This is a genomic window from Micromonospora matsumotoense (assembly GCF_050951065.1).
GTDB lineage: Bacteria > Actinomycetota > Actinomycetes > Mycobacteriales > Micromonosporaceae > Micromonospora > Micromonospora matsumotoensis.
Window position 1 is genome coordinate 752,955 of the sequence record NZ_CP192025.1, and the last position, 24,063, is coordinate 777,017.

Sequence of the window (24,063 nt, forward strand, 5' to 3'; positions counted from 1 at the left end):
GCTGCTCCGGTTTGGGTCCGGCGGTGTTCATCAGGGAAAATCGTGGTCGACGCCCCCGCGTACCTTGCGGGTGGTCGACACGAAGTGGCTGTGGGGCAGTACACCGACCCTGATGTTTAGGTCTGAGGGGAGACAACATGGCGGCGATGAAGCCGCGGACGGGCGACGGTCCGCTGGAAGTCACCAAGGAGGGTCGGGGCATCGTCATGCGGGTCCCGCTGGAGGGCGGTGGCCGGCTCGTCGTCGAGATGACTCCCGACGAGGCCAACGCGCTCGGTGACGCGCTGAAGGCGGCTGCCGGCTGATCGGCCGGCACTCCGCGCGGTGCCGCGCGGAAGGTTCCTGTCCCTGAGTCACCGGCGCTGCCGGTGACTCAGGGACTTCGTCTGTCCCCCGCGGGTCGTCGAGGTCCCGCACCACGAACTTTCCCGGAGGTACGGTCCAGCGTGCTCGCCATCAGTCTCGCCGTCGCCACCGACGGGGCGGACGTCCTCGTCCTGCCCGTCCGCGTCGCCACCGACCCGGACGACGCCGCGCCGGCGCTGGTCGCCACCGCGCCACCGCCCGCCGACGAGGTGCGGACCGAGGCGGAAGCGCTGTTGCCGGTCACCCGGTTGACCGGCCGGGCCGGCGAGACCCTGACCCAGTTGCGCCCCGGTCGCACCCCGGCGCGGCTGCTGCTGCTCGGCGTGGGCGACGGCGGGGAACGGGCCTGGCGAACGGCTGGTGCCGCCCTGGCCCGCGCCGCCGTAGATGAGACACATGTCACGTTGGCGCTGCCGGTGGACGTGCCGGTCGGGGTCGTCCGGGCCCTCGTCGAGGGGCTGCTGCTCGCCTCGTACCGGTTCCGGCTGACCGAGGCGGGGTCGACGCCCGCACTGACCGGGGTGACCCTGCTGACCGCCGCGCCGGACGCGTACGCCGGCGCGGTCGAGACGGCCCGGACCACCGCCCGGATGACCCGGCTCGCCCGGGACCTCACGAACACCCCCTCGGCGGTGAAGAACCCGGAGTGGTTCGCCGCCCAGGTCGCCTCCGCCGCGGCCGACCAACCCGATCTCCACCTACGGGTACGTGAGCCGCAGGAGTTGGCGGCCGAGGGCTTCGGCGGCATCGTCGCCGTCGGTGCCGGCTCGGCCAGCGGCCCCCGCCTGGTGGAGCTGGACTGGCGGCCCGCCGACGCCCGGCTGCACGTCGTCCTGGTCGGCAAGGGGATCACCTTCGACACCGGCGGCATCTCGATCAAGCCGGTGCCGGCGATGAAGCTGATGCGCAAGGACATGGCCGGCGCGGCGGCGGTGGTCGCGGCCACCCTCGGCGCGGCGGCGCTGCGGCTGCCGGTCCGGGTCACCGCCCTGACCCCGCTGGCCGAGAACATGGTCAGCGGCGCGGCGTTCCGCCCCGGCGACATCATCCGGCACTACGACGGCACGACCAGCGAGAGCACCAACTCCGACGCGGAGGGCCGGCTGGTGCTCGCCGACGCGCTCGGCTACGCGGCCCGGGAACTCCGCCCCGACCTGCTGATCGACCTGGCCACCCTGACCGGTGCCAACGCGGTCGCGCTGGGCAAGCGGACCGGCGCGCTCTACAGCGAGAACGACGAGCTGGCCGCCGCCGTGCTGGCCGCCGTGGACGATGCCGGCGAGGCGGCCTGGCGGATGCCGTTGCCCGCCGACTACCTCGAACACCTCGGCAGCGACCTGGCCGACCGGCACAGCTCCCCGGACCGGGGGGCCGGTTCGGTGATGGCCGCGCTCTACCTGCGCGAGTTCACCGGGGAGTTGCGGGACCGCTGGCTGCACATCGACATGTCCGCGCCGTCCTGGGCCGACGGCGACGACGCGGAGCTGACCCGGGGCGCTACCGGCTGGGGCGTCCGTGGCCTGCTGCGCTGGCTGGAGACCCTGGGCTGAGGCCACCGCCCCGGCCCGACGCTGCCCGACTGCCCTGGCCCGACGCTGCCCGACTGCCCTGGCCCGACGCTGCGGCCGTCCAGCCCACGGCCGCCCGGTCCGGTCTGTGGCCCGCCTGTGGCGGGTCGGGCGGCGGTGTCGCCCGGCAGGTCGGTGCGGTGTCGGCCGGCGGTCGTGGCCGGGGAGGTCAGCCGGTCAGCACTTGACCGCGGCCAGCAGGCCGTGGCCGACCGGGAGCAGGGCCGGAATCCACTGCTCGGCCTCCCGGATCGCCTTGACCGTCTCCCGCATGGTCACCGTCTCGGCGTCCCGGGCGGCCGGGTCGCCGATCCGGCCGCCGGCGAAGCCGCCGTTGAGGGCGAGCACCCCGCCGGGGCGCAGCAGCCGCAGGGCGGCGTCGACGTACGCGGCGGAGCCGGTCGCCTCACCGTCCACGAAGATCAGGTCGTACGCGCCGTCGGCGAGCCGGGGCAGCACGTCCAACGCCCGACCGGTGATGATCCTGGTACGGCCGGACGGGAAACCCGCCTCCACGAAGATCCGCCGGGCGATCCGCTGGTGCTCGACCTCCACGTCGATGGTGGTGAGCACCCCGTCGGCGCGCATTCCGCGCAGCAGCCACACCCCGCTGACCCCGGTGCCGGTGCCGATCTCCACCACCGCGCGGGCGTTGCCGGCGGCGGCGAGCAGGCGCAACGCCGCCCCGGCCCCCGGAGTGACCGCGTCGAGGCCGACCTCCCGGGCGAGGCTGCGGGCGGTCCGCAGCACGATGTCCTCGCCGACGTACGACTCGGCGAACTGCAACGTCTGCGCCGTCGGGCTGCCGGAACTGGCGACCGTGGCGATGGGACACCTCCGGGGCGGTGGCGATGGTGCGAGGGCGGGTGGGCGGTATGAGCCTAGAGGCGAGGCTCATTCGGCGCAGCCGCGAGTCCACCCGTGGTGGTCCGGACCGCCCGTGGCGGGGTCCAGGCCCGGCGCGTGCTGCCGTGGCGGGCGGGGCTGCCGGGGGTTGCCCGGGGCGGGTCACGGCGGGCGGCCCGGGAAGGTCGGCGGCGGTGGGGCGATCGCGGCAGGGCAAGAGCTGACTGCGTCCGGCGCATCCGTGCAATCCTGGATGGGGTGCCCCCTGCGCCGTGACCGTCACCCCCGGTCGTGGCCCGGGGCACCGGGGGACGGACTGGGAGGCACCGACGTGACCGACGGCTGGGACTGGCGAGCGCCCGGCGGGACTCCGGGGTCGGCGGGGCCGCCGCCCGGTCCACCGCAGACGGGCCCGACGACGCCGTACGGCGGACCGTCGCCGTACGGCGGCCACGGCGGGTCGGCGTCGCCGTGGTGGTCCGACGCGCTCGCCGACCCCTGGCGGGACCCGTACGCCCCGGCGGCGGTCGTGCTGCCGAGCGTGCCGACCACCGGGGCGGCGCCGGAGCCGGTCACCGACCCGGATGCGCCGGGCCGGCCGAAGCTGCGCCAACTGCTGCTCGTCCCGTTGATCGTCGCACTGCTCGCCGGCACCCTGGGTGGTGCCCTCGGCTACGCCTTCGCGGTGCGCGGCGGTGTCGGCGGCGGGATCACCCTGGGGTCCGCTCCGGCTGAGGGTCCGGCGCTGGCCCAGCGTCGTCCGGATTCGCTGGCCGGGGTCGCCGGCCGGGTCCTGCCCAGCGTGGTGACCATCCGGGTGGCCGGGCTGGGCGGCACCAGCGAGGGGTCCGGGTTCATCGTCAGCGCCGACGGCTACGTGGTCACCAACGATCACGTGGTCGCCGACGGCACCGGCCGGGCGTCGGTGACCTTCGACGACGGCAGCAGCTCCCCGGCGACGGTGGTCGGTCAGGACCCGGAGTCGGACATCGCGGTGATCAAGGTGAACCGCAAGGGCCTGCGGCCGATCGAGTTCGGCGACTCCGAGTCGCTCGCGGTGGGTGACCCGGTGCTGGCCATCGGCTCGCCACTGTCCCTGGCGAACACGGTCACCGCCGGCATCATCAGCGCCCTGGACCGCACCATGCAGGCGGGGGAGCCCGGTGGGCCGGTCCGCTACTACGCCGCCATCCAGACCGACGCGGCCGTCAACCACGGCAACTCGGGCGGCCCGTTGGTCGACTCGGCCGGCCGGGTGATCGGGGTGAACTCGACGATCAGGTCGCTGGTCGCCGAGGGGCAGGAGGCGGGGAACATCGGGCTCGCCTTCGCCATCCCGATCAACCAGGCGAAACGGATCACCCAGGACATCATCGGCACCGGCAAGGCCCGGCGTACCGTGATCGGGGCCCAGGTCGCCGGCACCGGCACCGCCACCCGGGCCGGTGCCGGGGTGCGCCTGGCGGCCGTGGAGCCGGCGGGTCCGGCGGCGGCGGCGGGCCTGAAGACCGGGGACGTCGTCCTCCGGCTCAACGGGCGGCCGATGAACGAGCCGACCGACCTGATCGCCCTGGTCCGCAAGTTCGCCCCGGGGTCGGTGGTGACGGTGGAGTACCGGCGCGGCACGGCCCGGCAGAACGCCTCGGTGACGCTCGCCGCGGACGCCAAGTGAGGGCCGGTCACCCCCTCCCGGAGCGGGGCCTGACGTGCGTAGGCTTGGCCCGACGCGACGAGGAGGCCCCGCGGTGCTCGACAACCTGAACTGGTGGGAGATCGGCGTACTGCTGCTCCTGGCACTGCTGATCTTCGGGGACCGGTTGCCCAACGTCATCAGCGACGGCCTGCGGCTGGTGCGCAACCTGCGCAACATGGCCCGCAACGCGACCGGCGACCTGAGCCGTGAGCTGGGCACCGACATCCAGTTGGAGGATCTGCACCCGAAGGCGTTCATCCGCAAGCACCTCCTCAGCGAGGAGGACGAGCAGGCGATCCGCAAGCCCCTCCAGGGCGTCTACGACAACCTGCGGGCCGACGTCACCGGGGTGCACGAGGAGCTCAAGGAGGTCGCCGACCGGGTCGACCCGCGGGCCGCCGCCCGGAAGAGCACCGCGACGAGCACCGCCCCCGCCCCCGCCCCCGCCCCCGCCCCCGCGCCGGCCCCCCGCCCGAGCTACGACGACGCCACCTGACCCGGGTCAGCCCGCCCCACCCCTGTCCACCACCGCCATCGCCCGGCCCCCGTCCGCCTGGCCCCCGTCGTCCGCCTGGCCCCGTCCGCCTGGCCCCCGTCCGTCCGCCCGGCCCTGCCGGCCGAAGGGGCGTCGCTCTGCCCGCCTGAACCGCGCCGTCCCGTGGGTGTGACGGCCTTGATCCACTCAATTGAGCCGATGATGCGCTATCCCCAGCAGGGAATACCGCATCATCGGCTCACATGAGTTGATCACGTCAGGCGGTGGCGTGAGGGGTCACGCCGGACCGTGGTGGTGGGGGCCCGGCGCGTGGTCGGGTGCGGCGCGTGGTCGGGTGCGGCGCGTGGTCGGGGGGCGCGGTCAGCGGCCGGCGGGCTTGAGGCCCAGCGGCTTGCCGAGCAGCGACTCGCGGCGTACCGCCAGCCGGTCGGCCACCTGGTGCAGCGCCTTCGCGGCGGGCGAATCCGGCGCGGACAGCACGATCGGGGTGCCGGCGTCGCCGCCCTCGCGGACCCGGGTGTCCATCGGGATCTGCCCCAGCAGCGGCACCTGTGCGCCGATCGTCTGGGTCAGCGACTCGGCGACCGCCGCGCCGCCGCCGGATCCGAAGACCTCCATCCGGGTGCCGTCCGGCAGCTCCAGCCAGGACATGTTCTCGATGACGCCGACGATCCGCTGGTGGGTCTGCAGGGAGATCGCGCCGGCCCGCTCGGCGACCTCGGCCGCCGCGGCCTGCGGGGTGGTCACGACCAGGATCTCGGCGTTGGGCAGCAACTGGGCGACCGAGATGGCGATGTCGCCGGTGCCCGGGGGCAGGTCGAGCAGCAGGACGTCCAGCTCACCCCAGTAGACGTCGCCGAGGAACTGCTGCAACGCCCGGTGCAGCATCGGGCCGCGCCACACCACCGCCGCGTTGCCCGGGGTGAACATGCCGATCGAGATGACCTTCACGCCGTGCGCCTGCGGCGGCATGATCATGTCTTCCACCCGGGTGGGCTTGCCGTCCGTGCCGAGCATCCGGGGCACCGAGTGGCCGTAGATGTCGGCGTCGACCACGCCGACGGACAGGCCCCGGGCGGCCAGCGCGGCGGCCAGGTTGACCGTGACGCTGGACTTGCCGACACCGCCCTTGCCGCTGGCCACCGCGTAGACCCGGGTACGGGAGCCGGGCTGGGCGAACGGGATCACCGGCTCGTCGGTGGCCGCGCCCCCGCGCAGTTTGCCCTGCAGCTCCTGCCGCTGCTCCGGGCTCATCACCCCGAAGTCGATCTCGACGCCGGTCACCCCGGGCACCGCGCCGACGGCGGCGGTGATGTCGCCGCGCAGCTTGTCCTTCAGCGGGCACCCGGCGACGGTGAGCAGCAGCCCGACCCGAACCACGCCGTCCTCGCCGATCTCGGCGGAGCGGACCATGCCGAGATCGGTGATGGGTCGGCGGATCTCCGGGTCGTTGACGGTGGCCAGGGCGGCCTGGATCGCGTCGGAGATGGTGCTGACGGGAGCTGACATGTGGGCAATGCTACGTCGGCGGCGCGGCGCCCCCGCCAGCAGCGGGGGCGGGTGTGAGCGAATCGATCGGCCGGTCGGGCCCGTCCCGGTCCGCCGGACAAAGCCGGACGATCAGGTACGAGACCCTGCCGGGTCAGCTCTCCGGGCGGCGGCCGTCCCGCACGTAGTCGCCGTCCAGGTCGTCCCGGGGCTCGTCGAGCGGCGGCTCGCCACCCCCGGACCGCCCCTCGCCGCCCCCGGACCGCCCGACCGCGCGCTCCGACTGCCGGAGTTCCCGTTTCTGCCGGCGCTGTGCCGCCGCGTCCAGCTCCTCGGCCAGCCGGACCAGTTCCGAGCGGAGGAAGTCCCGGGTGGCCACCTCACCCAGGGCGATCCGCAGCGCGGCGACCTCCCGGGCCAGGTACTCGGTGTCCGCCTTCTGCATGGTCGCCCGGCGGCGGTCCTCCTCCAGGGCCACCCGGTCCCGGTCCGTCTGCCGGTTCTGCGCGAGCAGGATCAGCGGGGCAGCGTAGGACGCCTGCAACGACAACACCAGGGTCAGGAACGTGAAGGTGTACGGGTCGAAGCGCAGATCCGCCGGTGCCAGGGTGTTCCAGCCGAACCACAGCGCGATCACCACCGTCATGTAGACGATGAAGTTCGCCGTACCCATCCCCCGGGCGATCCCCTCGGACCAGCGCCCGAACGCCTCCGCGTCGAACCGGGGCAGCTTGACGCCCCGGGGTTCGCGCGGCTGGTCCAGCCGTTCGGCCCGTCGCTGGTCAGCCATCGGTGCCACCGCCCGCCGGCCCGGCCGCAGCGGTGGAGGGCTCCGACCCGTCGTCGGCGGACGGGGTGGCCGCGGCGTCCCGGTCCCGCCAGTCCCGGGGCAGCGAGTGGTCCAGCACGTCGTCGACGGTGACCGCGCCGACCAGTCGGTTGTTCCGGTCGACCACCGGCATCGCCACCAGGTCGTAGGTGGCCATCCGGCGGGTTATCTCCGGTAGCGGGGTGGTCGGCCGCAGCGGGTCGATGTCGTTGACCACCACCCCGCCGAGCAGGTCGGCCGGGGGCTCGCGCAACAGCCGCTGGAAGTGCACGATGCCCAGGTAACGGCCGGTCGGGGTGGTCATCGGGGCGCGGGTCACGAAGACCTGCGCGGCGATCGCCGGGGAGAGCTGCTCCTCCCTGATCCGGGCCAGCGCCTCGGCGACGGTGGCGTCCGGCGGCAGGATCACCGGTTCGGAGGTCATCACGCTGCCGGCCGTGCCGGAGGTGTACTTCAGCAGTTGGCGGACCGGGTCGGCCTCGTCCGGTTCCATCAGGTCCAGCAGTACGTCCTGCTCGGGCGGCGGCAGCTCGTTGAGCAGGTCGGCGGCGTCGTCCGGGTCCATCTCCTCCAGCACGTCGGCGGCCCGTTCCCGGTCCAGCGCGGCGAGGATCTCCACCTGGTCGCGTTCGGGCAGCTCGCCGAGCACGTCGGCGAGGCGTTCGTCGTCCAGGGCCGCCGCGACCTCATTGCGTCGGGCATCGGGCAGGTCCTGGAGCGCGTTGGCCAGATCGGCGGGGCGCATGTCCTCCAGCACGGCGAGCAGGTTGGCGGTGCCCCGGTTGTCGGCGATGCCGCTCAGGCCACGTACCCGGTCCCAGTCGACCTGGTGCAGGTGACCACGGCGGGTCAACCGGCTGGTCTGTTCGCGGACGGCGACCCGGGACAACGCCCACTCGCCGCCCCGGCTGCGCTCCATCGCCACGTCCACCACCGCGCCGGGCTGACCGCCCGGGTCGAGCTGCACCCGCCGGTCCAGCAGCTCCTGGAGGACGAGCAGCTCGTTCGGGCGCTTGGAGAAGCGGCGCAGGTTGAGGGTGCCGCTGCCGAGGACGACCGCGTCGGCGTCGATGGAGGTGATCCGGTTGATGGACAGGAAGATCCGACGGCGCATCGGCATCTCGGCCACCAGCCCCACCACCTCGGGCGGACGCTGGGTCGGCCGGATCCGGGCCACGGCGTCGCGGACCCGCCCCACCTGGTCGCCGTTCGGGTCGAAGACGGCGACTCCGGCGAGTCGAGCGATGTAGACCCGGTTCGGCGTGCTCACGGCCCCCAGCCTAAGCGCCTAGTGTTTATCACCATGTCGACCCTGGCCTACGAGATCGTGGACGTCTTCACCGACCGCCCGTTCGCGGGCAACCCCCTGGCCGTGGTTTTCGGCGCCGAAGCGCTGGCCACCGAGCAGATGCAGGTGCTGGCGATGGAGTTCAACCTGTCGGAGACGGTGTTCGTGCTGCCGCCGACCCAGGTGGGCGCCACCTACCGGGCCCGGATCTTCACCCCGACCGGGGAGTTGCCCTTCGCCGGTCATCCCAGCGTGGGCGCGGCGGTGACCGCCAGCCGACGCGGGCTGTTCGGCACCGGGTCGGTCAGTCAGGAGTGCCACGCCGGGGTGCTTCCGATCGAGGTGACCGCGACCGGTGCCACCCTGACCGGCGGCACCCCCACCCTCGGGCCGGAACTCGACCCGGAGCCGCTGCTGGAGATGGCCGGGCTCACCGCCGCCGACCACGCCGGCCCGCCGCCCCGGGTGGCCGGCTGTGGGCTGGAGTTCCCCTACCTGCCGGTGCACCCGGACGCGGTGGCCCGTGCCCGGGTCAATGCGGCGGCGGCCCAGCGGTACGGAGTGGAACACGTCAGTGTCTTCTCCTGGGACGCCGACGCGCAAACCGCGCACGCCCGGGTCTTCGTGCCCGGACTCGGCGTGCCGGAGGACCCGGCCACTGGCTCGGCCGCCCTGGGGCTGGGGGTGTGGCTGGTCGCCAGCGGTCTCCTCCCCGGCGACGGCCGCTCCGAGTACGCCGTCCGGCAGGGCGTGGAGATCCGCCGTCCGTCCGCGTTGACCTGCACGGTGACCGCCGAGGACGGGGTGGTGGTCGGCACGACCGTGGCCGGCCAGGTGATGTCGGTGGCCCGGGGCGAGATCCTGGTCCCACCGTTCGTGGGCTGAACGCGGACGCCCGGCTGCTGCGAGAGGATGCGGGTGTGACGGACGAGGTGGACGCTTCCCGGTCGACGCCACTTGTCGACGAGGCGATGAAGAAGGCCGCCGTGGCCTGGGTGAGCGTCGGCGGCGGGCCGGCGACCGCGCTGTGGTGCGTACCCCTGGAGGGGGCGTTGTTCGTGGTCAGCGGGCCGGGGGAGCAGACCGCGCCGGGCCTAGCCGACGCCGACGCCGCCCGGGTGACCCTGCGCGGCGACCACGGCGGACGCATCGTGACCTGGCCGGCCCGGGTGACCCGGCTGATCCCGGGCACCCCGGAGTGGGAGACGTCGGCCCCGCTGGTGGCGGCGAAGCGGCTGAACGCCTCCGGCCCGACCGCCGACCTGGTGGCCCGCTGGGCCGCCGACGACTGCGCGCTGACCCGTCTCGCCCCGGACGGCCCGCCGGATGCCGGGGAGGCCCTGCCGGACGCCTCCCTCGCTGCCGAGCCACGCGGCGCGGCCGTGGTCCGGGCCACCCGCAAACCCTTCCGCCTGCACCGGGTCCGTCGCCGCTGACCCACCGCCCCGCGTCCGCTACTCCACCGCCCGGCGTCTGCTGACCCACCGCCCGGCGTCTGCTGATCCACCGCCCGGCGTCTGCTGATCCACCGCGCGGCGTCTGCTGATCCACCGCCCGGCGTCTGCTGACCCATCGGCCGGCTCCGCTGGCCCACCGCGCGCCGCTGCTGACCTGCCGCCCGGCGTCCGTTGCACCGATCTCGCGGTGGCACCGCCCGCCGTCGGCTGCGGCGAGGTCGCCCGTGTGAGGATTACGCCCCGTGTCCTCCGTCGCGCCGCAGCCGCGCCCGCCCGTCGATCCGCTGACCGTCGGTGTCCTCGCGCTCGCCGTCGCCTCGGTCTCGTCGTCGGCCCCGCTGATCGCCTTCGCGGCGGCCCCGGCGCTGGCCGTCGCGTTGTGGCGGAACCTGCTCTCGGCCGCCGTGCTCGCCCCGTTCACGCTGGTCCGCCGCCGGGCTGAACTCCGCGCCCTGACCGTGGGGGCGGGCCGCCGGGAGGGCTGGTACTGCGTGCTGTCCGGGGTGGCGTTGGCCGCGCACTTCGCCACCTGGATGCCCAGCGCCCAGCTCACCTCGGTCGCGGCGGCCACCGCGCTGGGTGCCACCCAGCCGGTCTGGCAGGGGCTGATCGCCCGCTGGCAGGGCCGGCGGCTGCCGTACGCCGTCTGGGGCGGCATCGGGCTGGCGGTGCTCGGCGCGGTGCTCGCCACCGGCGCGGACGTCGGGGTCTCCGGCCGGGCCTTCGCCGGTGACCTGCTCGCGGTGGTCGGCGGGATGTTCGCCGCCGTCTACACCGCGTTCGGCGAACGGGCCCGCGCCACCATCAGCACCGCCACCTACACCACCATCTGCTACGGGGTGTGCGCGGTGATCCTGCTGGTCGTCTGCCTGGTCGGCGGGGTACGGCTGCACGGCTACGGGACCAGCACCTGGCTGGCGATCATCGGGCTGGTGGTGGGTGCCCAACTGCTCGGCCACTCGATGTTCAACCACGCGCTGCGCCGGGTGTCGGCGACCACGATCAGTGTGCTGATCCTGCTGGAGGCGCCCGGTGCGGCGCTGATCGCCTGGGCCTGGCTGGGGCAGCTGCCGCGCCCGCTCGCCCTGCCTGGGTTGGCGCTGCTGCTCGCCGGGGTGGCCGTGGTGGTGCTCGGCGGGGCCCGCCCCGGCCGTCGCGCCACCCCGGCCGCGCTCCCCGCCGACGTCGCCCCACCGGCATCCTGACCGGTCGCCGGCCGGGCGGCCTCACCCGACTGCCTGCGGGCGGCCCGTTCGTCGCGATTCCGCCGGAACAGCGGGCACGGGTCCCGTCCGCGCGTGAGAGTGCGGGGGGAGGTGGGGCCGATGTCGGGGCGGAGCGCGGACGACGACGACCGCAGCGGCACCGTGGTCACCCCGTCGGCCGAGTTCCCGCCGCTCGACCCGGCCGAGGTGGACGCCCTGCGGCGGGTCGGCGCGCAGTGGCGGACCGGGGTCCCGCCCGCCCTGCCGGTCGACCCGACCCTGGACCGCTACCGCAGCCGCCCCGCCCCGGGCCGGTTCAGTCGGCTGGCCCCGATCGCCCTGTTCCGGCCGGAGCCGGGGGACCGGGGCAGGCGGGACGGGTTGGTCGCCGCCGAACCGGCGAACCGCCCCGACTCCCGCCTCGGCCGGCGGCTGGGCCGGGTCCGCCGGGCGGTCCTCGGTCCGCCGCTGACCAGCGCGGCGGTGCTGCACGAGCGGATGCGCAAACTGGTGGCCCTGCCGGTGCTCTCCTCCGACCTGCTCAGCTCGGTGGCGTACGGGCCGGAGGCGTTGCTCACCGTGCTGGTGCTCGCCGGCAGCGGGGCGCTGGGCCTGGCCCTGCCGCTGTCGGCCGGGCTGGTGCTGCTGATGGTCGCCGTCGGGATCTCGTACCGGCAGACCATTCCGGCGTACCCGCACGGGGCCGGGTCCTACCTGGTGGCGGGGGACAACCTGGGTGTGGGCGCGGGGCTGACCGCCGCCGCCGGGCTGATGCTGGACTATGTGCTGACCGTGTCGGTGTCGATCGCCGCCGGCCTGCACGCGATCACCTCGGCGCTGCCGGGGCTGACGCCGTTCGCGGTACCGCTCGGGGTGCTGGTGATCCTGCTGCTGCTCGCCGGCAACCTGCGCGGGGTACGCACCGCCGGCAACATCTTCGTCCTCCCGACGTACGCCTTCGTGGTCGCCGTGCTGGGGCTGCTGGTGGTGGGCTACCTGCGGGCGGCGGGCCGGGGGTTCACACCGGTGGCCCCGCCGGTCGTGCCGGCGGCGGAGGGCCTGGGTCTGCTGCTGGTGCTGCGGGCGTTCGCCTCCGGGGCGGTGTCGATGACCGGCATCGAGGCGGTCTCCAACGCGGTCCCGGCGTTCCGCCCGACGGAGTGGCGCAACGCGCGGACCACGCTGGCCTGGATGGTGGCGATGCTCGTGGTCCTCTTCGCCGGGCTGACCCTGCTGATCCATCTGGCCGGCCTGGTGCCCCGCCCCGGTGAGACGCTGCTGTCCCAGCTCGCCCGGGTCACCTTCCCGACCGGCCCCTGGTACGCCGTGGTCCAGGCGACCACCGCGCTGATCCTGCTGCTGGCGGCGAACACCGCGTTCAACGACTTTCCCCGGCTGCTGTTCTTCATGGCCCGCGCCGGTCACGCGCCGCGCCGCTTCCTGCACCTGGGCGACCGGCTGGCGTTCGGCAACGGCCTGGTGGCGCTGTCCGGGACGGCGATCGTGGTGTTCGTCGCGTTCGGCGGGCACACCGAGGGGCTGATCCCGTTGTACGCGGTAGGGGTGTTCCTCGCCTTCACCCTGTCCCAGAGCGGCATGGTGGTGCACTGGCGGCGGCACCGGGAGGCCGGCTGGCGGCGTCGGGCGCTGGTCAACGGCGTGGGCGCGGTCCTGTCCGGCCTGGTGCTGCTGACCGCGGCGGTGGCGAAGTTCACCGAGGGCGCGTGGGTGGTGGTGGTCGCCGTACCGCTGCTGGTGCTGCTCTTCCACCGGATACACCGGCATTACCACAACCTGCACGCCGCCCTGGCCCTGCAACCCCCGCCCACCGGTGGGGGGCCCGGGGCGCGGCCGCCGTCGGTGGCGGGCGGACCGGGCCCGCCAGCCGCCGTGCCGGAGTACGGCCCCGGGTCGGTCGAGGGCGAGGAACTACCGCAGGAGCTGCGGCACCTGGTGGTGGTCCCGGTGGTACGCCTCAACCGGGCCTCGATGCGTGCCCTGGCGTACGCGGTGTCGCTGGGCCGGCCGACGTTGGCGGTGCACCTCGCCCCGGAGGACGCCGAGGCGGACCGGTTCCGGGAGCAGTGGCGGGCCTGGGGGGACCACGTCCGGCTGGAGACGATCGTCTCGCCGTACCGGGCGGTGATCGGGCCGTTGGCGCACTACCTTGCGGCGTTGCACGCGGCCGCGCCGGAGCTGGTGCTGACCGTGGTGGTGCCGGCGGTGGTGCTGCGCCGGCCGTGGCACCGCCTGCTGCACAGCCGCACCGAGCAGCGGCTGCGTCGGGCCCTGCGGGCGCTCCCCGGCGTGGTGGTGACCAGCATCCCGATCCACGTCCCCGAGTGAGGGCGACTGGGTGGCGTAGAGGGATGCCGGTGGTTTCACGTCACCGCCGCTGCTCCTCGGCAGCGCGTCATGATTGTGGAGATCTGTTGTCGCTCCAGCAGCACGGATCTCCACAGAACAGGGTGTCTCCGCAGGGCCTGCTCGTTCTGACGGGTGGGGTCAGTCCGCCGGCACTGCCTTCACGTAGACGCCTTCGCCCTGGCGTCCCTCGACCAGGCCCTCGGTCTTGAGGACCAGCATTGCTCCACGGATCGATCCGTAGGAAACGTCGTACTCGGCCTTCAGTTCGGTGGTGGACGGAAGTTTGTCCCCCACGGCGAGTTGGCCGGTCCGGATCTGCTCGCGGATGGCCTCGGCCACCCGCTCGTACTTGGCGGGCATCTGTACTCCTCGGGTCGCACCCCGAGTAGATCACTTTCAGAAAGCTGCATCAACTATGTCGAGCAACCTAGACCAGGTAGACATAGTTGATTAAGCTGCCGTCGTGTTCATCCTCGGGTCGCGCCAGGAAGGGCACATGTCCGGTGCCTGCTCAGTTGTCCCCTCGGGCCGGATTGCAGCAGGCACCGGACCTGATCAACCCACCGGCCGGGCTGGCTCAGGTCACGTGCATGTCTTTCCGAGGAGGTCAAGGTGAGAGCGATTGCGGCTCCCGCAGTGGTGTCGATGGTGTTCGGGGGACTGGTTCCGGGCTTCCTGGTCGGGCTGCTCGCGTTCCGGGTCAAGTCCCGCTGGTGTCCGCGCTGCGGCGAGTCCACGGAGGTCCTCCGTCGGCCCACGGAGCGGGACAGATGACCTGCCGGGGGCAGCGGGACCGCGCCGAATTGCCGATCGGGCGGCAGGTGGCCCGTTGGCGGGTACGCCGCCGGATGACCCAGCAGGTGTTCGCCGATCGGCTCGGCAAGTCGAAGAGTTGGGTGGACAAGGTCGAACGCGGCGTCCGTGCGCTGGACCGATACTCGGTGATCCAGGAGATCGCCGAGGTGCTCCACCTTGACCCGGCGATCCTGCTGGGCCCCCGCCAGCCCCCGCCGTCGACGGCGCCCCGTCTGGACGGGGTTGACGCGGTCCGTGCCGCGCTGGCCCGTTACCACCGGCCACAGCTCCGGGCTGTCCCGGGTGACCAGGTGGAACGACACCTCACGCACGCCTGGCTGACCTACCAGCACGCCCATTACGCACAACTACTGCGATCCCTGCCCGCCCTGCTCGACGCCGCCCACGGTGCCCCCGCGCTGCTGGTGCCGGCATATCGGATCACCGCATCGGTGCTGGTCAAGCTCGGTGAAGCCGGCCTCGCCTGGCTCGCCGCCGATCGCGGTCACCGCTGCTGAAGCGGATCCCACCCGCATCGGAACCGCCACCATCGCGGTGGCCCAGGCACTGCGCGCCCTCGGCCGTGACCGGCTGGCTCTGACCGCCTGCGTCGCGGCGGCGGACACCACCACAGACGACGCGGTACGCGGAATGCTGCTGGTGCAGGCGGGTCTCGCCGCTGCCGGAAGCGGCGACCGCCGCAACGCTGACGACCTGCTCGAACATGCCGCCGGCCTGGCCGACCGCCGGCTGGCCGACGACGATCCGCATCGCTCCTGCTTCGGCCCCACCGCCGTGCTGCTGGCACTTGCCCTCGCCGCCTTCACCCTCGGCGACACAGACGAAGCGATCCATCGGCACGAGCGGGCCATCCGTCGTGTCGACTGGCCTCGGCTACCGGCTGAGCACCGGGCTGCCCACCTCATCGATGCCGCCCGCGCCTACCTCCAGACCGGCAACCTCGCTGCCGCCGGACAGACCCTCCTCGATGCCGACATCATCGCCCCTGCCGAGGTCCGTTACCGGCCGTACGCCCGTACCGTGATTGCCGAGATCGCCCGCAGTGGTCCGGCGGCGGCCGGCGTGACCCGGCTGGCCACCATCGTCGGCCTGACCCGGTGACTCGACCGAGTGCTGGCGGAGGGGTGCCCCGAGCATCGCCCGACGGCCACGTCGATCCCCGGGGCGCAGCCGTTGGTGTGGGGCCCGGGTCAGTCGGCCAGGCCGACGGCGGTGGCGCTGGCGGTCCAGAGGCGGGCGGCCAGGGCCGGGTCGGCCGCTCTCGGCCAGGGCCGGCGCAGTCGCCGGTCGGCGTAGTAGCCGCCGTCGACCAGCCGGGAGGCGGGCTGGTTGGCGAGCCAGACCAGGGTCTCCGCACCCCTCTCCGGGCTGCGGAACGGCAGCACCCGCATGCCGAGGGCGACCAGTCGGCTGTCCGCGCCGAACCGGGTCCGCACCACCCCCGGGTGGAACGAGTACGCCGGCACGTCGGGCCAGCGCCGGGCCGCCTCGGCGGCGAACAGGATGTTGGCCTGCTTGCTGGTGCCGTACGCGCGCATCGGCCGGTAACGGCGCAGCGCGGCGTTGAGGTCGTCCGGGTCGAGGACCCCGCTGCGGTGCGCGCCGGAGGCGGTCACCACCAGCCGGCCGACCCGGTCGCTCAGCAGGTTGCTCAGCAGGAACGGGGCCAGGTGGTTGGCCTGGATCGACAGCTCGAACCCGTCGACCGTGGTGAGCGGCTCCAACACGATCGCGCCGGCGTTGTTCGCCAGCACGTCGATCCGGTCGTACGCCGCCCGCAGCCGCTCGGCGAGCCCGCGTACGTCGTCCAACACGGCGAAGTCGGCACGGAACAGTTCGGGGCGCTCGCCGGACGCCTCGCGTACCCGGTCACCGGCGGCCTGGAGCCGGGCCGGGTCCCGGCCGACCAGCGCCACCCGGTCGCCCCGCCGGGCCAGCGCCACGGCGGCGGCCAGCCCGATGCCGGAGCTGGCTCCGGTCACCACGACGGTCCGCCGCCCAGTGAGATCTTCCACAGGTCCGCTCTCCCCGGTCACGGCACGAGGTTACCGTGGCGTCACCAAACCCCGGGGGCCGTCGAGTTCCCGTCATGTCCAGCGCCGTGCGGGCCATCGACGGGCCGTTCCTCCAGATCCGCGACACCGACGCGTCCTGGCGGTCCCGGCCGGGGGCGGGCCGCCGGGATGGCCCGCGCCCCGCACGTCACCCCACCGCAGCAGTGACCGCCCGGTGGGCCGCCCCGGGAACCCGGGACGGCCCCCACCGCTCAGTACGTGGTGCCGTAGCCGGTCGACGACTCCTGGTTGGCCAGCCAGACGAAGAAGACCACCAGGGCGATGGTGGCCAGCACCGCGATGACGGTGGAGATCCAGCCGACGACGATGCCGGCGGTGGCGAAGCCGGCACCGCCCTCTCCCCGCTCCCTGATCTGCTTGCGGGCCACGTGGCCGAGGATCGCGCCGATGACGCCGACATAACCGCCGAGCCCGTAACCGCACAGGCCGATCGCGCCGATGATCGAGACGATCATCGAGGCGATGGCGAGACCGTTCTGTGGTGGCGGGGGCTGGTAACCGCCGTAGCCGGGAAACCCTGCGACCTGCGGGTAACCGGACTGTTGCGGGTAGGCGGCTGCGGCGGCGTACGGGTCGACCGGGCCGGCCTGACCGGGGATGAGCGGCGCACCCGCGTACGGGTCAGCCGGGGCGTACGGGTCTTTGCCGATCGGTTGGGCGGAAATCGGTGGGCCGCTGGCCGGCAGTGTCGGATCGGGCTGGTGGCCCGACCATGCCGGGTCCTGCCAGCCGTCCGAGGGCGGGGGGTAGGTCATTTGATCTTCTCCGTCGCATGTAGGTGCGCCGTCAGGGTAGCCAGGACGCAACAGTGGTGAGGTCCGCCCGTGGTGGCTCGTTGCCCACGTCGCGCCGAGCGGGCAGGATCGCGGCATGGCTATCGACGCGCGTGGGGCCGACCGATCCGGCAGCCGACCGAGGCGGGACGTGAGCCGTCCCGGCCTGGCCCGGCGTACCCGCGCCGTCAGCGGTGGCAGCGACGCCGGCCAGGACGAGCCGCTGCCGGTGGCCGACCCGGTCACCATGCGGTTGGACGGCCGGGTCGCGCTGGTCACCGGCGCGGGCAGCGCGGACGGCATCGGGTACGCGACCGCCCGCCGACTGGCCGACCTGGGCGCCCGGGTGGCGATCGTGTCCACCACCCGGCGGATCCACGAGCGGGCCGGTGAGCTGGGCGTGACCGGCTTCGTCGCCGACCTGACCGACGAGTCCGAGGTCGGCGCGCTGGCCGACGCGGTCGCCGAGCAGCTCGGCGACGTCGAGGTGCTGGTCAACAACGCCGGCCTGGCCAGCCGGGCCAGCCCCGAGGTGCTGCGTCCGGTGGCCCAGCTCAGCTACGACGAGTGGCGCGGCGAGATCGACCGGAACCTGACCACCGCGTTCCTGTGCAGCCGGGCCTTCATCGGCGGAATGGCCGAGCGGGGCTGGGGGCGGATCGTCAACCTGTCGGCGACCGCCGGGCCGGTCAAGGCGCTGCCCACCGAGGCGGCGTACGCGGCGGCCAAGGCCGGGGTGGTCGGGCTGACCCGGGCCTTGGCGATGGAGATGATCGCCGACGGGGTGACGGTGAACGCGGTGGCCCCGGGGACGATCTACACGGCGGCGTCCACGATGGCGGAGATCAAGCAGGGGCTGGGCACCCCGGTCGGCCGGCCCGGCACCCCCGACGAGGTGGCCGCCGCGATCAGCTTCCTCTGCTCACCGGCGGCGTCGTACATCACCGGGCAGATGCTGGTGGTGGACGGCGGCAACAGCGTCCGCGAGGCGCAGTTCCGCTGATCAGTAGTCGGTGCCGCTGCTGCCGCTGGCGCCGGCCCACACGACGAGGGCCAGCCAACCGCAGCAGACGAGCACCCCGATCACGGTGAACGCATAGCTGAGGACCAGTCCCCAGGTGGCGAGTTGGTCGCCCGCCTCGCCGGTGCGTCGGATCTGCCGCTTCGCCAGATGGCCGAGGACGATGCCGGCCGGGGCGAAGACGAAGGCGAGGACCAGGGACAGGATCGCCAGCACGTTGGTCCCGTCGCCGGCCGGCGGCCCGTACTGCTCGGAGGGTGGGTACGTCGGCTGCCCCCACTGCTGCTGCTCCCACTGCTGTTTGCCCGGAGCCGGCTGCCCCCAGGGCTGTGCGGCGGGGGCCGGCGGTGTCCAGTGCGGCGGCTCGCCCGGTGGCGGCTGTCCCCACTGCGGCGGCTCGGCCGGCTCACCGGATGGTGGCGGTTCGGCCGGGTGTCCCGACGGTGGTGGTTCGGCGGGCTGCGCCCAGAGCGACGGGTCGGGCCGGGGCGGCTCGTACGGTGATGGTGGCTGCTCCGGTTCCTCCGCTGGCGTACTCACGGTGCCCGCCTTCCGCCGCAGGTCAGTGGCCCCTTCTCCTGCGGACGCTACCGGTAGCGGTGCACCTTTTCAGCGAGGTTGGGTGGACCGGCCGTGCCGGATCGGCACCGGCCTCAGGCGAGTCGGGAGAGGCCGGCGGCGGCCCGTTCGACGATCAGGCAACGGTCCTCGACGTAGTCCATGCCGGCCTCCTCGGCGATCCGCCGCGCCTCGGCCGAGACGATGCCGAGCTGGAGCCAGACCGCCGGAGCACCGATCGCCGCCGCCTGGCGTACCACCTCCACCGCGTCCCGGGCTGGCCGGAAGACGTCCACCAGGTCCACCGGGTGCGGGATGTCGGCCAGCGAGGCGTACGCCCGCTCACCGAACAACTCGTCCACCGTCGGGTTGACCGGGATGATCCGCCAGCCGTACCGCTGCATCTGCGCCGGCACCCGGTGCGCGGCCTTGCCCGGGTCGCGGGACGCGCCCACGACGGCGATCACGGCGGAGTCGGCGAGGAGCTGCTGTGCGGTCCGCATCCGCCGAGCCTAGCCCTGCCGGTCAGCACCCGCTGTGCGGTCCGCATCCGCCGAGGCTAAGCCCTGCCGGTCAGCACCCGCCGCCGAGCGGTGCGGGGCGCAGCCCGGTCGCCCGGGTGCTCCGGAGTCAGGACCCTCCGCCGAGCGCGGCGTGGAGTCGGGCGTACCCGGCGGGCGTGCCGATGATCTGCTGCATGCCCGCCGGGTAAGGCCGGCTCGCCAGCGGCAGCCCCACCGGTCGTGATCAGAGCAGAGCCAGCTGTTCAGGGGCGGGCGTGGGCGACGGGTCCGGCAGCCTTCGGGTGTCGCCGGGCTCGCCCCGGTGCAGGCCGTGCCGGCGGGCTGCGATCCGCACCCGGGCGGTCAGCTCCCGCTGGTACGCCTGCGGCGGGTAGGCCCCGGACCGGTACAGCTCGCGATAGCGGGGGACCAGGTGGGGGAACTCCCGGCCGAGCCAGTGCGCATACCACTGGCGGGCGCCGGGGCGCAGGTGCAGGGCCAGCGGGGTGACGCCGGTGGCGCCGGCGGCGGCGATCGCCGCGACGGTGGCGTCGATCGACCCGTCGTCGTCGCTGAGGCCGGGCAGGATCGGCGCCATCAGCACCCCCACCTCGAAACCGGCGTCGGTGAGCCGGCGTACCGCGTCGAGCCGGCGGCGCGGGCTCGGGGTGCCGGACTCCACCGCCCGCCACAGCGCCTCGTCGACGAAGCCCACCGAGAACGACAGGCTGACCCGGGTGGCCTCGGCGGCCTGTCGGAGCAGCGGCAGGTCGCGCAGGATCAGGGTGCCCTTGGTGAGGATGGAGAACGGGTTGGCGAAGTCGCGCAGCGCCTCGATGACCGGCGGCAGCAGCCGGTAACGGCCCTCGGCCCGTTGGTAGCAGTCGACGTTGGTGCCCATGGCGATGGCCGCGCCACGCCAGCGTGGGGCGGCCAGCTCGCGGCGGACCAACTCCCCGGCGTTGACCTTGACGATCACCTTGCGATCGAAGTCCGCCCCGGCGTCGAGGTCGAGATAGGTGTGGGAGTTGCGCGCGAAGCAGTAGACACAGGCGTGGGTGCAGCCCCGGTAGGGGTTGATCGTCCAGCTGAACGGCACCCGGGACTCACCCGGCACCCGGTTGATGATCGACTTGGCCTGCACCTCGTAGAAGGTCATGCCGGCGAAGTCGGGGGTGTCGAAGGTGCGGACGATCGCTCCGGGCAGCGCCAGCGGCAGGGGTGGCGTCGCTGGCGCTGCCCGGTCGGGATGCTCCTCGTCCGGGGGAGCGGAGAGGTGATCCCAGCGCATGCCGTTCATTCGAACATGTGTGCGACTGGAACGCAAGTGACGCGACGGTGGCCGGGCCCACGGGGCCCGGCCACCGTCGCGGTGCTCAGTGCTGGTGGTTGGCCAGCTGCTTGCGTACGTCGTCCATGTCGAGGGCCTGGACCTGCTCGATCAGGTTCTCCAGGGCCGACTCGGGCAGCGCGCCCGGCTGGGCGAAGACGATCACGCCGTCCCGGATCGCCATGATCGTCGGGATGGAGCGGATGTCGAACTTGGCGCCCAACTCCTGCTGTGCCTCGGTGTCGACCTTGCCAAAGGTGATCTCCGGGTGCTTCTCCGACGAACGTTCGTAGACCGGAGCGAACCGCTTACACGGACCACACCACTCGGCCCAGAAGTCGACCAGCACGATGCCGCTGCTCTCGGTCACCTCGTCGAAGTTGGCCGTGGTCAGCTCAACGGTTGCCATTGGACTCTCCGATCAGCGCGGATTGCTTTTTCGTCCGGTAGAACCAGGTGGTACCCCGGCAAATTCCCGGGTGGCGGACGCCGAAACCGGCGTGGGCGGGAGGGCGCGATCATGCTCATCGAACCGGATCGGTCGATGCGCGCGTGCGGACTGCACTTGCATGACGCATTTGCGTGACCGCCCGTGATGGGAGCGTTTCCAGGGAGATCGCCGCCCGGACCAGCAGACACGCGTCGATTTATGTCCTGACGAGGTGCTACTTCACCCGCAGAGATCGCTCTCTCGATGATCCTTAGTGACTCTGAGTATTGTTACGAAAAGATAAATGTGACCTCCGTCTCTGTCCGTTCATCGCTTCCGTGGGGCAGAATCTTCGACATCAGAGCGTGGGCGGCGGGTGCCGGGGAGGGCCCCGCCGCTCATTGCGTCTCCCTCCGGGTGGAGCCGGATGCGACATTTTCCCGTCGTCCATGCCCCGGCATCTCCTTAACCAGCGGTAAGGCATGCGGGGTCGCACTCCGTCGCCACCCGCCGAAGGCGACAAGATGTGGTGGGGCCGTTACTGCCACCGCCTGCTGCGCGGCGCGTCCGGGCCCGACCTGAGCGACCCGGCCCTGTCGCCCGTCCGGTCGGCCTATGCTGGCGGCGGAGGTCCTGATGAGCCACTCCCTCGCCGGAGAGCCGCCCTCTGCCGGGCGGCGTGCCGCACCGTTGACCACCGCCGCTTACTCCGCCGCCGAGTGGGGCCTGCTCACCACCCTGCCCGGTCGGGTGCTGGTGGCCGCCGCCGCCGCCGGTCCCGGTCGCCCGGCGCGGGACGTCGCCGCCGGACTCGTCGGACTGGACGCGGTAGCCGCCGGCCGGGCCTCCGACAGTGACCTGGTCCGCGCCGTGGTCGCGGCGATCTACGCCCGGCACGACAATGAAGCCGCCCCGACCGGTGGGCTCGGCAATCTGGCGGACCTGCCACCGGCCTGCCGGGCCGCCGTGCGGGTGCTGCGCCGACGGGCCGACCCGGCCGACTCCGCCGCGTACCGGCAGTGGGTGGAGTCGGTCGCGGTGCGGGTCTGCCGGAGCGCTGCCCCGGACCCGGCCGGCCGCCGGTTCCTGGACCGTCTCGGTGGGGCCCTGGACCTGCGCTGACCGGAGTGCGGCGTGGGCCGGGGTGGCGTGCGGCGGCGCCGGCGGTGGGCCGTACCCTCTGGGAATCGTGACCGAGGACCAGCTTGACGTGGGTGTCGGGCCGTGGGTCGGCGACCTGCCGGACGACCCGCGCTACGACCCGGAACTGCTCGCCGCGGGTGACCGGCGCAACGTGGTGGACCGCTACCGCTACTGGCGGCGGGAGGCCGTCGTGGCCGACCTGGACGAGCGGCGGCACGACTTCCACGTGGCCATCGAGAACTGGCAGCACGACTTCAACATCGGCACGGTGGTCCGCAACGCCAACGCCTTCCTCGCCGCCGAGGTGCACATCGTCGGGTTGCGGCGGTGGAACCGGCGGGGCGCGATGGTGACCGACCGGTACCAGCACGTCCGGCACCACCCGACGATCGGGGAGTTCGTCGGGTGGGCCGCCGGGCACGACCTGCCGGTGGTCGGCATCGACAACCTGCCCGGCTCCCGGCCGCTGGAGACCACCACCCTGCCCCGGCGCTGCGTGCTGCTCTTCGGCCAGGAGGGTCCCGGCCTCTCCGACGCCGCCCGGGCCGCCTGTGACCAGCTCTTCTCGATCGCCCAGTACGGCTCGACCCGGTCGATCAACGCCGGGGTGGCCAGCGGCATCGCCATGCACGCCTGGGTCCGCGCCCACGCCACCGACCCGCCGGTGTGACCCACCCCCGCCTCCTGGACCCCTGAAAAACTCGGCCCTCAGGCGCGGAGACCTGCCAGTGTCTCCGCAGGCCGGGGCAGGCTGGTGGGGCGGAGAAGGTGGCGGCGCACCGGTGGGGTCGGCTTGACGGACCGGCACCGGGGGGCCACGGTGGGGATGTGAGTGTCGTGGTGAGTTGTCCGAGGTGTGCGGGTCAGGTGCGCCCACCGGACCTGATGCACGGTGAGTCGCGCTGCGTCCGGTGCGGGCCGGTCGCCCCGCTGCACGTGCCCGAGCACATCGACGCCGGGATCGTGGCGAGCGTGGTGGACCGGGTGGCCGCCGAGGGCGGCCCGGAGCGGCCCGCGCTGCCGCTGTGGTGCCCGTGGCCGCTGCCGGCCGGCTGGACGGTGACCGGGGTGGCCTGGGCCGGTGACGAGGCCGGTGGCGTCCGCGCCACCGCCGTCGCGTGTGCCGGCCCGGCACCGCTCGGAGGTGGACCGGCCGAGCTGGTCCTGGTGGCCGAGGAGCCCGGGGTCGGACTGGGCACCCGGTTCGCCGGGGTGGCCGGCCCGGACCCCGGTCCAGAGTTGACGGAGGTGCTGGCCGGGCCGGGTCCCGGCCCTGGTCATCCCGAGCACGTGGAGCCGGCGCGGATCAGGGCCGGTGGCCATCCGACTCCACTGTGGCTCATCAATTCGGCCACGGATCGAAGCGCGTACGCCGGTGAGGCTCGGGGAATGTGGCTTCATGCGATAGCCTGGCCGGCGAGCGCGGGTCACCTCCTCGCGGAAGATGTCGTCCTGCACGACCTCACCGAGTGGACTCCGCCCGAGCTCGTGTACGGCGCACCATCCCCGTACCTGCACGGAGGGGCTTGACGGCCCTCCGGGTGAGTCGGAGATGGGACGCAGATATTCACGCTACGACGTCATGCTGATACTCTGGGTGCCGCTGCGGTAAACGGACCCGGCGCCGCGCGAGAGGATGGCCCGCTATGGTCAAGAAGGTCCTCACCTGGGCCGGTATCGCATTCTTGATCTTCTTCGTTGCCTACCGGCCAAACTCGGCAGCGGACGTCTTCAAGTCTCTCGGCGGTGGCATCGTGGACATCGCCCAGGGCTTCGGCGACTTCTTCACGAGCCTCGTCGCCTAGCCACCG

Annotated in this window: 27 protein-coding genes; 16 read left to right on the forward strand and 11 right to left on the reverse strand. The window is 73.4% G+C overall.

Going from position 1 to position 24,063, the window contains the following annotated elements; genetic code table 11:
* Nucleotides 1–137: 137 nt before the first annotated feature.
* Entirely contained in the window at nt 138–305 is a 168-nt protein-coding gene (locus tag ACQP1S_RS03635) for a DUF3117 domain-containing protein (protein WP_007455245.1), read from the forward strand.
* 141 nt (nt 306–446) lie between these two features.
* On the forward strand, nt 447–1,916 hold the full coding sequence (locus ACQP1S_RS03640) for a leucyl aminopeptidase family protein (protein WP_432902986.1): 1,470 nt from the start codon (nt 447–449) through the stop codon (nt 1,914–1,916).
* Between the two features lie 195 nt (nt 1,917–2,111).
* Here the strand turns inward: ACQP1S_RS03640 and ACQP1S_RS03645 are convergent, their stop codons facing one another.
* Nucleotides 2,112–2,720 carry an O-methyltransferase gene (locus tag ACQP1S_RS03645; protein ID WP_245722879.1) on the reverse strand — a complete coding sequence of 203 codons (609 nt, stop codon included), beginning with the start codon at nt 2,718–2,720 and terminating at the stop codon, nt 2,112–2,114.
* Nucleotides 2,721–3,096: 376 nt separating this feature from the next.
* On the opposite strand from ACQP1S_RS03645, the gene ACQP1S_RS03650 reads away from it, so the two are divergent.
* Both ACQP1S_RS03650 and ACQP1S_RS03655 read left to right on the forward strand, forming a co-directional pair.
* Nucleotides 3,097–4,452 (forward strand): S1C family serine protease, encoded by a 1,356-nt coding sequence (locus ACQP1S_RS03650; protein WP_432907747.1) that lies wholly within the window; start codon nt 3,097–3,099, stop codon nt 4,450–4,452.
* A 73-nt stretch (nt 4,453–4,525) separates the two neighbouring features.
* The gene (locus ACQP1S_RS03655; protein ID WP_432902989.1) at nt 4,526–4,969 is read left to right on the forward strand and encodes a preprotein translocase subunit TatB; all 444 of its coding nucleotides are present in this window, start codon (nt 4,526–4,528) and stop codon (nt 4,967–4,969) included.
* A gap of 360 nt (nt 4,970–5,329) precedes the next feature.
* Here ACQP1S_RS03655 and ACQP1S_RS03660 read toward each other — a convergent pair whose 3' ends face one another.
* From ACQP1S_RS03660 to ACQP1S_RS03670, 3 genes are all read right to left on the reverse strand, one after another.
* Entirely contained in the window at nt 5,330–6,478 is a 1,149-nt protein-coding gene (locus tag ACQP1S_RS03660) for an Mrp/NBP35 family ATP-binding protein (RefSeq protein WP_091254233.1), read from the reverse strand.
* Between the two features lie 133 nt (nt 6,479–6,611).
* A complete protein-coding gene (locus tag ACQP1S_RS03665) occupies nt 6,612–7,247 on the reverse strand; it encodes a DUF1003 domain-containing protein (RefSeq protein ID WP_091254230.1) in 636 nt (211 codons plus the stop codon).
* Nucleotides 7,240–8,556, reverse strand: coding sequence for a magnesium transporter MgtE N-terminal domain-containing protein (locus ACQP1S_RS03670; RefSeq protein ID WP_432902993.1), 1,317 nt, complete (start codon nt 8,554–8,556; stop codon nt 7,240–7,242). The genes ACQP1S_RS03665 and ACQP1S_RS03670 overlap by 8 nt, the downstream gene beginning before the upstream one ends.
* Before the next feature lie 33 nt (nt 8,557–8,589).
* Here ACQP1S_RS03670 and ACQP1S_RS03675 point away from each other — a divergent pair, with 33 nt between their 5' ends.
* The 4 genes from ACQP1S_RS03675 to ACQP1S_RS03690 all read left to right on the forward strand — a co-directional run bounded on the left by ACQP1S_RS03675 (nt 8,590) and on the right by ACQP1S_RS03690 (nt 13,582).
* Nucleotides 8,590–9,459, forward strand: coding sequence for a PhzF family phenazine biosynthesis protein (locus ACQP1S_RS03675; RefSeq protein WP_091254224.1), 870 nt, complete (start codon nt 8,590–8,592; stop codon nt 9,457–9,459).
* Between the two features lie 86 nt (nt 9,460–9,545).
* Complete coding sequence (locus ACQP1S_RS03680; protein WP_432907749.1) at nt 9,546–10,010, forward strand: hypothetical protein; 465 nt, start codon at nt 9,546–9,548, stop codon at nt 10,008–10,010.
* 263 nt (nt 10,011–10,273) lie between these two features.
* Nucleotides 10,274–11,236, forward strand: a complete 963-nt coding sequence (locus ACQP1S_RS03685) for a DMT family transporter (protein ID WP_432902998.1) — start codon at nt 10,274–10,276, stop codon at nt 11,234–11,236.
* 120 nt (nt 11,237–11,356) lie between these two features.
* The gene (locus ACQP1S_RS03690) at nt 11,357–13,582 is read left to right on the forward strand and encodes an APC family permease (RefSeq protein WP_432903001.1); all 2,226 of its coding nucleotides are present in this window, start codon (nt 11,357–11,359) and stop codon (nt 13,580–13,582) included.
* A 159-nt stretch (nt 13,583–13,741) separates the two neighbouring features.
* Here ACQP1S_RS03690 and ACQP1S_RS03695 read toward each other — a convergent pair whose 3' ends face one another.
* A complete protein-coding gene (locus tag ACQP1S_RS03695) occupies nt 13,742–13,963 on the reverse strand; it encodes a FadR/GntR family transcriptional regulator (RefSeq protein WP_357928933.1) in 222 nt (73 codons plus the stop codon).
* A 252-nt stretch (nt 13,964–14,215) separates the two neighbouring features.
* Here ACQP1S_RS03695 and ACQP1S_RS03700 point away from each other — a divergent pair, with 252 nt between their 5' ends.
* Genes ACQP1S_RS03700 through ACQP1S_RS03710 form a run of 3 tightly spaced genes read left to right on the forward strand, consistent with a single transcriptional unit; the run spans nt 14,216 to nt 15,520 of the window.
* Nucleotides 14,216–14,377: a hypothetical protein gene (locus ACQP1S_RS03700; RefSeq protein ID WP_432903004.1), complete on the forward strand. Its 162-nt coding sequence runs from the start codon at nt 14,216–14,218 to the stop codon at nt 14,375–14,377.
* A complete protein-coding gene (locus ACQP1S_RS03705) occupies nt 14,374–14,916 on the forward strand; it encodes a helix-turn-helix domain-containing protein (protein WP_432903007.1) in 543 nt (180 codons plus the stop codon). Before ACQP1S_RS03700 ends, ACQP1S_RS03705 begins: the two co-directional genes overlap by 4 nt.
* A 37-nt stretch (nt 14,917–14,953) precedes the next feature.
* On the forward strand, nt 14,954–15,520 hold the full coding sequence (locus ACQP1S_RS03710) for a hypothetical protein (RefSeq protein ID WP_432903010.1): 567 nt from the start codon (nt 14,954–14,956) through the stop codon (nt 15,518–15,520).
* 89 nt (nt 15,521–15,609) lie between these two features.
* Here ACQP1S_RS03710 and ACQP1S_RS03715 read toward each other — a convergent pair whose 3' ends face one another.
* Both ACQP1S_RS03715 and ACQP1S_RS03720 read right to left on the reverse strand, forming a co-directional pair.
* On the reverse strand, nt 15,610–16,434 hold the full coding sequence (locus ACQP1S_RS03715) for an SDR family NAD(P)-dependent oxidoreductase (RefSeq protein WP_432903013.1): 825 nt from the start codon (nt 16,432–16,434) through the stop codon (nt 15,610–15,612).
* A 251-nt stretch (nt 16,435–16,685) separates the two neighbouring features.
* On the reverse strand, nt 16,686–17,249 hold the full coding sequence (locus ACQP1S_RS03720; protein WP_363674876.1) for a DUF4190 domain-containing protein: 564 nt from the start codon (nt 17,247–17,249) through the stop codon (nt 16,686–16,688).
* Nucleotides 17,250–17,433: 184 nt separating this feature from the next.
* On the opposite strand from ACQP1S_RS03720, the gene ACQP1S_RS03725 reads away from it, so the two are divergent.
* Nucleotides 17,434–18,270 carry an SDR family NAD(P)-dependent oxidoreductase gene (locus tag ACQP1S_RS03725; protein ID WP_432907751.1) on the forward strand — a complete coding sequence of 279 codons (837 nt, stop codon included), beginning with the start codon at nt 17,434–17,436 and terminating at the stop codon, nt 18,268–18,270.
* Here the strand turns inward: ACQP1S_RS03725 and ACQP1S_RS03730 are convergent, their stop codons facing one another.
* The 4 genes from ACQP1S_RS03730 to trxA all read right to left on the reverse strand — a co-directional run bounded on the left by ACQP1S_RS03730 (nt 18,271) and on the right by trxA (nt 21,088).
* Nucleotides 18,271–18,828, reverse strand: a complete 558-nt coding sequence (locus tag ACQP1S_RS03730) for a DUF4190 domain-containing protein (protein ID WP_432903016.1) — start codon at nt 18,826–18,828, stop codon at nt 18,271–18,273.
* 113 nt (nt 18,829–18,941) lie between these two features.
* Nucleotides 18,942–19,349 (reverse strand): CoA-binding protein, encoded by a 408-nt coding sequence (locus tag ACQP1S_RS03735; RefSeq protein WP_432903019.1) that lies wholly within the window; start codon nt 19,347–19,349, stop codon nt 18,942–18,944.
* Nucleotides 19,350–19,593: 244 nt separating this feature from the next.
* Nucleotides 19,594–20,640 carry an Rv2578c family radical SAM protein gene (locus tag ACQP1S_RS03740; protein WP_091254284.1) on the reverse strand — a complete coding sequence of 349 codons (1,047 nt, stop codon included), beginning with the start codon at nt 20,638–20,640 and terminating at the stop codon, nt 19,594–19,596.
* Nucleotides 20,641–20,725: 85 nt separating this feature from the next.
* Nucleotides 20,726–21,088, reverse strand: coding sequence for a thioredoxin (gene trxA, locus ACQP1S_RS03745; RefSeq protein WP_091254194.1), 363 nt, complete (start codon nt 21,086–21,088; stop codon nt 20,726–20,728).
* A 657-nt stretch (nt 21,089–21,745) separates the two neighbouring features.
* Between trxA and ACQP1S_RS03750 the strand changes: the two genes are divergently transcribed.
* The 4 genes from ACQP1S_RS03750 (at nt 21,746) to ACQP1S_RS03765 (ending at nt 24,057) form a co-directional block, all read left to right on the forward strand.
* Nucleotides 21,746–22,231 carry a hypothetical protein gene (locus ACQP1S_RS03750; protein WP_432903024.1) on the forward strand — a complete coding sequence of 162 codons (486 nt, stop codon included), beginning with the start codon at nt 21,746–21,748 and terminating at the stop codon, nt 22,229–22,231.
* Between the two features lie 67 nt (nt 22,232–22,298).
* Complete coding sequence (locus ACQP1S_RS03755) at nt 22,299–22,922, forward strand: TrmH family RNA methyltransferase (RefSeq protein WP_091254192.1); 624 nt, start codon at nt 22,299–22,301, stop codon at nt 22,920–22,922.
* Between the two features lie 170 nt (nt 22,923–23,092).
* Entirely contained in the window at nt 23,093–23,782 is a 690-nt protein-coding gene (locus ACQP1S_RS03760; protein ID WP_432907753.1) for a DUF6758 family protein, read from the forward strand.
* Between the two features lie 116 nt (nt 23,783–23,898).
* A complete protein-coding gene (locus tag ACQP1S_RS03765) occupies nt 23,899–24,057 on the forward strand; it encodes a hypothetical protein (protein WP_165942702.1) in 159 nt (52 codons plus the stop codon).
* Nucleotides 24,058–24,063: the final 6 nt, after the last annotated feature.

What these genes read in the sequence shown, in the direction of transcription:
- ACQP1S_RS03695 (WP_357928933.1), bottom strand. Translation starts at nt 13,963, where the DNA reads ATGCCCGCCAAGTACGAGCGGGTGGCCGAGGCCATCCGCGAGCAGATC.
- ACQP1S_RS03765 (WP_165942702.1), top strand. Translation starts at nt 23,899, where the DNA reads ATGGTCAAGAAGGTCCTCACCTGGGCCGGTATCGCATTCTTGATCTTC.
- ACQP1S_RS03750 (WP_432903024.1), top strand. Translation starts at nt 21,746, where the DNA reads ATGAGCCACTCCCTCGCCGGAGAGCCGCCCTCTGCCGGGCGGCGTGCC.
- ACQP1S_RS03675 (WP_091254224.1), top strand. Translation starts at nt 8,590, where the DNA reads ATGTCGACCCTGGCCTACGAGATCGTGGACGTCTTCACCGACCGCCCG.
- ACQP1S_RS03705 (WP_432903007.1), top strand. Translation starts at nt 14,374, where the DNA reads ATGACCTGCCGGGGGCAGCGGGACCGCGCCGAATTGCCGATCGGGCGG.
- ACQP1S_RS03740 (WP_091254284.1), bottom strand. Translation starts at nt 20,640, where the DNA reads ATGCGCTGGGATCACCTCTCCGCTCCCCCGGACGAGGAGCATCCCGAC.
- ACQP1S_RS03665 (WP_091254230.1), bottom strand. Translation starts at nt 7,247, where the DNA reads ATGGCTGACCAGCGACGGGCCGAACGGCTGGACCAGCCGCGCGAACCC.
- trxA (WP_091254194.1), bottom strand. Translation starts at nt 21,088, where the DNA reads ATGGCAACCGTTGAGCTGACCACGGCCAACTTCGACGAGGTGACCGAG.
- ACQP1S_RS03690 (WP_432903001.1), top strand. Translation starts at nt 11,357, where the DNA reads ATGTCGGGGCGGAGCGCGGACGACGACGACCGCAGCGGCACCGTGGTC.
- ACQP1S_RS03660 (WP_091254233.1), bottom strand. Translation starts at nt 6,478, where the DNA reads ATGTCAGCTCCCGTCAGCACCATCTCCGACGCGATCCAGGCCGCCCTG.
- ACQP1S_RS03720 (WP_363674876.1), bottom strand. Translation starts at nt 17,249, where the DNA reads ATGACCTACCCCCCGCCCTCGGACGGCTGGCAGGACCCGGCATGGTCG.
- ACQP1S_RS03680 (WP_432907749.1), top strand. Translation starts at nt 9,546, where the DNA reads ATGAAGAAGGCCGCCGTGGCCTGGGTGAGCGTCGGCGGCGGGCCGGCG.
- ACQP1S_RS03735 (WP_432903019.1), bottom strand. Translation starts at nt 19,349, where the DNA reads ATGCGGACCGCACAGCAGCTCCTCGCCGACTCCGCCGTGATCGCCGTC.
- ACQP1S_RS03635 (WP_007455245.1), top strand. Translation starts at nt 138, where the DNA reads ATGGCGGCGATGAAGCCGCGGACGGGCGACGGTCCGCTGGAAGTCACC.